The following is an 8,486-nucleotide window of genomic DNA, read 5'->3' on the forward strand; positions in this document are numbered from 1 at the left end:
ATAATGAAGACTGTAAATATACTAATTCAAAAAATGTATTCTGAAATGCTAGTTATCCAATAATTGGCTACTTAATAATGCTCGTAATATTTCAGAATAACAAAACGCTAAATAGTTGTTTTTAATTGCCAATTGATAATTACTTTAGCGGTATGAATCCTAATCTACTGCAAACTCCCATTGATTACCTTAAAGGCGTTGGTCCAAACAGGGCAGATTTGCTTAAAAAGGAATTAGGGATTTTTACCTATCAGGACTTACTAAATCTATTTCCTAATAGATATTTAGACCGCACCAAATATTATAAAATTGCCGAATTACAGCGCAATAATGCAGATGTACAAGTGATTGGGAAAATCACACACATTAAAATGGTGGAACAAAAACGCGGTAAACGCTTAGTTGCAACCTATCGTGATGAAACTGGAGTAATGGAACTCGTATGGTTTAGAGGACATAAATGGATTAAAGAAAATTTGAAACTAAATGTACCTTATGTTGCCTTCGGAAAAGCAAATCATTTCAATAATGGCTTTTCTATTCCACATCCTGAACTAGAACTTTTAAAAGAGCATCAACAAAAATTACGCTCAGCTTTACAACCCATTTATCCGTCCACCGAAAAACTTTCAAACTCCGGAATTACAAATAGAGTTGTAAGTGGATTGATGGAACAACTTTTTAAAGAAACGCAATCTAAATTTGCTGAAACACTTTCTCCCACATTAATTAAAAGTTTAAAGTTGGTATCAAAATCTAAAGCGATTTTCAATATCCACTTTCCAGAAAATGGTGACCTACTAGCTAGAGCAACTTACAGATTAAAATTTGAAGAATTATTTTATATCCAACTTCAATTACTTTTAAAAAATCTGATACATAAAAGTAAAATTAAAGGCTATCCTTTTAATGCAATTGGCGACTATTTTAACACCTTTTACAACGAGCATTTACCCTTCAATTTAACGGGTGCACAAAAGCGTGTTTTAAAAGAAATAAGAAGTGACTTAGGGAGCAACGCACAAATGAATAGACTCCTCCAAGGAGACGTAGGGAGTGGCAAAACTATTGTTGCCTTTTTATCAATGCTTATGGCGTTAGACAATGGCTTTCAAGCGTGCTTAATGGCCCCAACTGAAATTTTGTCAGTCCAGCATTACACAGACATTTCTGAAATGTGTAAAAAACTAGACATCAGTGTTTCACTACTTACAGGTTCAAGTAAAACTTCAGAACGAAGAGTAATTCATAAGGCTCTTGAAGACGGCTCACTCCAACTTTTAATAGGTACACATGCGTTACTCGAAGATAAGGTAAAATTCAAAAATTTAGGGCTTGCAATTATCGATGAGCAGCATAGATTTGGTGTTGCACAACGAAGTAAATTGTGGCATAAAAATGAATATCCCCCACACGTTTTAGTGATGACTGCTACTCCAATTCCGCGTACTTTAGCGATGAGTGTTTATGGTGATTTAGACATTAGCGTAATTGACGAATTACCACCCGGAAGAAAGGATATAAAAACGGTACATCGTTTCGATTCGAACAGATTAAAAGTCTTTAAATTTATTAGAGATGAGATTGAATTAGGAAGGCAAATCTATATTGTATATCCATTGATTCAAGAAAGTGAAGCGCTCGATTATAAAGATTTAATGGACGGTTACGAAAGTGTAGCTAGAGAATTTCCGCAGCCAAAATATCAAATTTCTATTGTTCACGGTCAAATGAAACCTGCTGATAAAGAATACGAAATGCAACGTTTTATTAAAGGTGAAACACAAATAATGGTTGCCACAACCGTTATCGAAGTGGGGGTAAATGTTCCAAATGCCAGTGTAATGGTAATTGAGAGTGCTGAGCGTTTTGGGCTTTCGCAACTACACCAATTACGTGGTCGTGTAGGTCGAGGTGCTGAGCAGAGTTACTGTATATTAATGACCAGTTTTAAACTCTCTGCAGATGCAAAAACACGAATTGAAACTATGACTCGCACAAGCGATGGCTTTGAAATTGCTGAGGTAGACCTAAAGTTACGTGGCCCAGGAGATATTATGGGAACACAGCAAAGTGGTGTATTAAACCTTCGTATAGCCGACTTATTAAAAGATGGGGAAATTCTAAAAATTGCCAGAAGCTATGCATTTCAAGTTTTGAAAGAAGACCCTGCTTTGCAACAAGAGAAAAACAAGCCATTAAAAGACACCTACGCTCAAATGGCCAAGTATAAGAATATATGGAATTATATATCGTAGCTAATAGCTTGTATTAAAACCTTTAAAATTCTTTCTTATTTCAGTTAAACATTCTTACTTCTATTCTCAATTCTTTTCTCTTTTTAAAACCTCTCGATTAATCTAAAAACAGCCTCCTATTTTCACCCAAGCATATTTCCGAAGAAAAAATCTAACTTTTTCTAATGCTATGTTACAGTTCACAGTATATTTGCCCTCGTTAATTAACCACTCCTTTTAATGAAAAAATCACAAGTTTCACAACTTCTCAGAAAACTAAACTTATTGTATGTAGCAGATAAGATGCGGTTTTACGTGGAACGATTTAAGCACAGAGATAAGAATGCTGCTTTCAAAAAAGCACATCCAAACGTTGTATTACCACCAGATTACTTAATCTACGAGTCGTTTTTAATGGATTACGACAACTATTACAATGGAGGTTTAAAATCGGCCAAATGGTTGGTAGACATTTTTAAAAAATATACTACTTTAGAGGATAAAAAAGTACTTGATTGGGGTTGTGGCCCTGGACGAATTATTAGACACCTGCCTACGCTTATGGGGCAAAATTCTAGTTTTTATGGCACTGACTACAACAGCAAAACTATTGATTGGGATACTAAAAACCTAAAAGGGTTTCACTTTAATAATAACACTCTTGAGGCCTCTCTTCCTTACGAAGAAAACACTTTCGATATTATTTATGGAATTTCCATTTTTACGCATTTATCTGAAAAAGCCCACTATGAGTGGTATGCTGAATTATACCGAGTTTTAAAACCTGGTGGAGTTATGTTTTTAACAATGCAAGGTGACAACTACAGAAAAAAACTTACTGAAGACGAACTTATTTCATATAACAAAGGCAAAATTATTATTCGCGGAAACGTGAAAGAAGGTCACCGTACCTACTCTGCTTTTCACCCTAAAGGTTTTGTGAAAAACCTCTTTAGCAATGCCGAAATTTTAGATCATTTAGAATTCTCTTCAGATACTGAAGATTGGGTTCCACAAGACATGTGGGTTCTTAAAAAAAGATAAACAGGCTTATTCATTAGTTGTTTCAGAAGTTGACTTATTTGCTTCTTCTATTATCAACCCACCTACAAAGGCTTCAAATTCCTTAACAAAGTTAGTGTATTCATTTCCTGTTGCTGGACCATTGAACCCTGTGTGAATTCTACGAACCTTCCTGTTTTTATCTATAAAAATGGTAGTAGGATAACTCAACACGTGGTTTAACATTGGTAATTTTTCATTTGCCTTTTGTTTATTACTAGTTCCATATTGCGCTAACAGAATTGGGTACGGAACTTCTAATCTATTTTTTAGCTTATTAATTGCTTTAAAAGCACTTTCTTCAGTTTTTGCATACTCAAAAGCTAAGGATACAATTTCGAAATCTTCCGGGTTTTGTTTCTTATAAAATTCAGAAAAATATTTAGTTTCATCAAGGCAATTAGGGCACCAAGTTCCCATTATTTGAACAAGAACTACTTTATTATCAAAACGTGTATCACTTAAAGAAATAGTATTTCCGTCAACATCATTAAAGCTAAAATTTACCGAATCATAACCCTCTTTTAAAAATGTTAAAGAATCTGTCGCTGGTAGTTCGTATTCATTATTTAACGTAGCAGTAAATGGTTCTTTCCAATGATTACCACTGTAGAAATCACCCGCCATAGTGCTATCAGTCACTTTAGCTTCAAACAAGAAAGCGTGAGCTCCATCAAACGTAGAAAGCTTAAGCGAGTCGTTTACCAAAATTCCATCAAGGTATCTATAATCACCTGTAGTTGTTCTAAAAGTTCCCGTTACTCTGTTACCTGTTTGCTCAAATATCCCTTTTGCAATATATCTATCTGATTTTTTATTAGGAGAAAAAACAGTTTCCCAACTTCCACTTATCATTACATCTGGAGCTGAAGTTGGCTTAAAGCGAGCATCATTTCCAAAAACCATATAAAAAGGCATCACTCTGTCTAAACTAGGTTTAATGAATTCACCTGATATGTACTTATTTGAATATTTCCCCTTAAAAATTCCTTCAAAAACTGGATGCTCTATATAAATACTGTCTTTATCAAAAAGCGTTATGTCTGTAACATCAATTCGCTCTTCACCATTAATAATAGTTAGTTTTCCTTGATTTACAAAAGTTACTAAAAATGGGATTTCGTGATCATCATCTATTGTTAAAGCAGCACGCCACGGTCCTTCTTTGGGAATAGATTTTTCTTTTTTACACGAAAAAAACAACATTGAAATAGTAATAAATATAAAAACCCTCATAGGTTAAAAAATTTGTTTTAATAGTTTAAATTGTTGTAAGCACTCTAAAGCAGAGATCTATTTGCTCATTTTTGTATTTGATGGAAAATTTCTACCATCTTATTAGACTATAAGTATTAAAAGTACTTACAAAAAAGCGAGGTATTGTTATCTTTGCGATTCTTTAAGAAAAATTTATAATGAAGATCTCATACAACTGGCTTAAGCAATTTATTAATACTGACTGGGAAGCCGAAAAAACCGGAGAATTACTTACGGATTTAGGCCTTGAAATTGAAGGAATTGAAGAATTCTCTTCGGTAAAAGGTGGTTTAAAAGGTATAGTAGTTGGACACGTATTATCGTGCGAACAGCACTCAAATGCTGATCGTCTAAAAGTAACTAAAGTAGATGTTGGTGGTGATGAGCCTATACAAATTGTTTGTGGCGCACCAAATGTTGCGGCAGGACAAAAAGTGCCCGTTGCAACAGTTGGGACAACATTATATGACAATGAAGGAAACCCTTGGCAAATAAAGAAAGGTAAAATTCGCGGTGAAGTAAGTGAAGGGATGATATGTGCTGAAGATGAGCTAGGCCTTGGAGCATCTCACGATGGAATTATGGTTCTAGATAACGAACTTACTCCCGGAACACTTGCTTCTGAAATTTTAAAGATTGAGAATGACACTATTTTCGAAATAGGGTTAACACCTAACAGAGCTGACGCAATGAGCCATTGGGGAGTAGCCAGAGATTTAAGAGCTGGGTTGATCCAACAAGACAATCCTATTGAATTAATCACTCCTTCTACTTCAAATTTCAATATTGAAAACAGAACACTGAAAATGGAAGTTTCAGTGAAAAACAATGAATTAGCACCTCGTTACTGTGGTGTAACTATTAGTGAAATTGTTGTTCAAGAATCTCCAGATTGGCTTAAAAATAGATTAAACGCTATTGGATTAACACCTATAAATAACGTAGTAGATGTCACTAATTATGTACTTCACGATCTAGGACAACCATTACACGCGTTTGATGCTTCTAAAGTTTCTGGAAATGAAATTATTGTTAAAACTCTTGAGAAAGGTACTAAGTTCACAACTTTAGATGGCGTTGAAAGAGAACTACACGAAGAAGACTTAATGATTTGTGATGCTGAAAAGCCATTGTGTATTGCCGGTGTTTTTGGAGGAGAAAATAGTGGCGTTACTAATCAAACATCAAGTATCTTCTTAGAAAGTGCTTATTTCAATCCCGTAAGTATTAGAAAAACTGCTAAACGACACGCACTTAATACAGATGCTTCTTTTAGATTTGAAAGAGGAATTGACCCTAATATTACCGAGTACGCTTTGAAAAGAGCAGCTATTCTAATTTGTGAATTGGCTGGCGGAATTATCACTAGTAATATTACAGATATCTACCCTAAAAAAATTGAAGATCACCAAGTGTTCTTAAATTACTCAAAAGCAAACTCTTTAATAGGGACTAAAATTGACAAAGAAATCATCAAACGCATTCTTTCTTCTCTTGAAATAAAAGTAAACAATGTCACTGAAACAGGTATAGGAATGACAATTCCAGCCTATCGTAATGATGTTACAAGAGAAGCAGACGTTATCGAAGACATATTAAGAGTTTACGGTTATAATAATATTGAAGTTTCAGAAAAACTGAATTCTTCCATCGTAAATACAACCGGAATTAATGATTATGAACTACAAAACCTACTAGCAAATCAATTAATTGCTCAAGGTTTTCACGAAATACTTAACAACTCTCTTACTTCACCAAAATACGCAGAACTTTCAGAACAGATAAATGAAGAGCACCATGTAAAAATGCTGAACCCATTAAGCAATGAGCTATCTGTTATGCGTCAAAGTATGATTTTTGGAGCTTTAGAAGTTGCTGCTTACAACTTAAATAGAAAGCAGTCTAATATTAAAATATTTGAATTTGGTAAAACATACCATTCTTATTCAGAAAAAAGAGAGGAAAAGAATCACTTAACATTATTATTTTCTGGAAATACTCACGAAGATAACTGGGCAGCTAATCCATCTAAACCAAGCGATTTTTTCTTCGGAAAAGGTATTGTAATGAGCCTTCTTGAACGTTTTGGAATAAATAAAGTTTCTGAAAAAGAACTAAAAGATGATCTTTTTGCTGAAGGAATAAGTATAGAAAGAGGTAAAACGAAACTTGCAGTTGTTGGTGTATTAACGAAAAATGTAACTAAAGCTTTTGGTATTGATTCTGAAATTATAGTAGCCGATTTTAATTGGGATGCATTAATCGCTTCTGTTTCTACTAAAAACACCATTGTTAAGCCTATTTCTAAATTCCCAGCAGTAAAACGTGATTTCGCTTTATTAATAGACGAAGCTGTTACATTTGGCGACTTAAAAAATACTGCTTTACAAACAGAACGTTCTATCCTAAAAGACGTCCAATTATTTGATGTTTACACAGGTAAAAACCTTCCTGAAGGTAAAAAATCTTATGCTTTGAGTTTCGCATTACAAGACGAAAATAAGACTCTTACAGATAAACAAATTGACAAAACAATGCAAAAACTACAACAACGTTTTGAAAAAGACTTTGGAGCTAGCTTAAGATAGATTTTTATCCTACATAAAAAAAGCACCTTTCAGTATGTAACCGAAAGGTGCTTTTTGTTTTATATATAGTCTTAAATGAACTATCGTTTTAGTGAGAAGTGTCCTCGTAACTCTTTTGTTACATTTTCTTCTTGGTACTCTACTCTAAACCAATAATCACTCGATGGTAATGGGTTTCCATTATAGGTTCCATCCCATCCTGACTCTACTGGACTTATCTGCTTTAACAGTTTTCCATAGCGATCAAAGATATAAATATTTGCCGTAGGATCGAAATCTGCAATTCCGATAATATTCCACGTATCGTGATATGAATCTCCGTTGGGTGTAAAGTAATCTGGATAATCCACAACACCTATATCAAACATCACCTCGCCACATCCATTGGCATCCTTTATAGTAATGGTATGTGTCCCCGGACTCACGTTTGTAAACTCATTGCTTTCTTGAAAAGGTCCGCCATCAATACTAAAGATGTATTCCCCTAATCCTTCTGCACTTATTGCTACAGTATGATTGTCTGCAAAAGCGCCATTAACGAGTGTGAACCCATAAGTTACTGGTGCTTGTGATACTGTTACTGTTGTGCTTACTGTTGTACTACATCCACTGTCTAATTGGGTGATGGTAACTTCGTAAACGCCGCCTTGTAACGCTTCTATTGAAGCTCCTGTTTCTCCTACAATCTCTACTCCATCTACTGTCCACACAAAGGTATATAAGGCTGGATCTAATCCTGTCTCAATGACTGGTGGTGATGGCTCCCCTTCTGCCTCTGGTATTGGTAAGCCATTTTCATCCACACACAGCCTGTATGTTTCTGGAAGGGTTACTATTGGTAACTGCTCCACTTTTAAAATCACTTCTACAATCTCAAAACAGCCTGTAGCTACATTCTCCACTCTCGCATAAATTATCTGAGGGTTAATGATGTTCGTATAACTAGCTCCTAATGGGTTAGCACCATCAATTGCATTATCCAACGTCTCGTGGAATGTCAACGCATAAGCGATAGGGTCTTGACCTCCTAGAATTTCATCTAACAATTCTTGAAGTGTTAAATCGAAACTTGTAAAACCATCATTATCTCCTTCAGTATCACATAACGTGTAAGGCTCCGCTGGAGTAGTTGCCGTTGCGCCTTCTCTAACTTCTATATTGAAAAACTGTACGCCTCCTATATAACATCCTGTTGCATTGTTTCTAATTCCAACGTAAATCATCTGTGGATTCGTCACGTTTTGATAGTTTACAGGATCTACTATTGGATTGATTCCTGCTAAAGCATCGGCTGGGTCTTCGTAAAAACTTACTTCGTTGTTCACCATATCCTGACCGAGTA

At 35.0% G+C, this 8,486-nt stretch carries 5 protein-coding genes; 3 read left to right on the plus strand and 2 right to left on the minus strand.

What is annotated here, in order from left to right:
* Window positions 1-152: 152 nt before the first annotated feature.
* Both recG and GBH57_RS15685 read left to right on the plus strand, forming a co-directional pair.
* Entirely contained in the window at window positions 153-2,258 is a 2,106-nt protein-coding gene (recG, locus tag GBH57_RS15680) for an ATP-dependent DNA helicase RecG (protein ID WP_151675448.1), read from the plus strand.
* Between the two features lie 219 nt (window positions 2,259-2,477).
* Entirely contained in the window at window positions 2,478-3,281 is an 804-nt protein-coding gene (locus GBH57_RS15685) for a class I SAM-dependent methyltransferase (protein ID WP_151675449.1), read from the plus strand.
* A gap of 6 nt (window positions 3,282-3,287) precedes the next feature.
* On the opposite strand, the gene GBH57_RS15690 is transcribed toward GBH57_RS15685, so the two are convergent.
* Window positions 3,288-4,535 (minus strand): peroxiredoxin family protein, encoded by a 1,248-nt coding sequence (locus GBH57_RS15690; protein ID WP_151675450.1) that lies wholly within the window; start codon window positions 4,533-4,535, stop codon window positions 3,288-3,290.
* 179 nt (window positions 4,536-4,714) lie between these two features.
* Here GBH57_RS15690 and pheT point away from each other — a divergent pair, with 179 nt between their 5' ends.
* A complete protein-coding gene (gene pheT, locus GBH57_RS15695; protein ID WP_151675451.1) occupies window positions 4,715-7,144 on the plus strand; it encodes a phenylalanine--tRNA ligase subunit beta in 2,430 nt (809 codons plus the stop codon).
* An 80-nt stretch (window positions 7,145-7,224) separates the two neighbouring features.
* Here the strand turns inward: pheT and GBH57_RS15700 are convergent.
* Window positions 7,225-8,486 (minus strand): T9SS type B sorting domain-containing protein (locus GBH57_RS15700; RefSeq protein ID WP_151675452.1); only part of this gene is annotated, 1,262 nt, incomplete at its 5' end.

This window comes from Patiriisocius marinus, from assembly GCF_008974325.1.
Lineage (GTDB): Bacteria > Bacteroidota > Bacteroidia > Flavobacteriales > Flavobacteriaceae > Patiriisocius > Patiriisocius marinus.

Bases quoted from the DNA above. Each gene is read 5' to 3' on its own strand.
- recG (WP_151675448.1), top strand. From the start codon at position 153: ATGAATCCTAATCTACTGCAAACTCCCATTGATTACCTTAAAGGCGTT.
- GBH57_RS15685 (WP_151675449.1), top strand. From the start codon at position 2,478: ATGAAAAAATCACAAGTTTCACAACTTCTCAGAAAACTAAACTTATTG.
- GBH57_RS15690 (WP_151675450.1), bottom strand. From the start codon at position 4,535: ATGAGGGTTTTTATATTTATTACTATTTCAATGTTGTTTTTTTCGTGT.
- pheT (WP_151675451.1), top strand. From the start codon at position 4,715: ATGAAGATCTCATACAACTGGCTTAAGCAATTTATTAATACTGACTGG.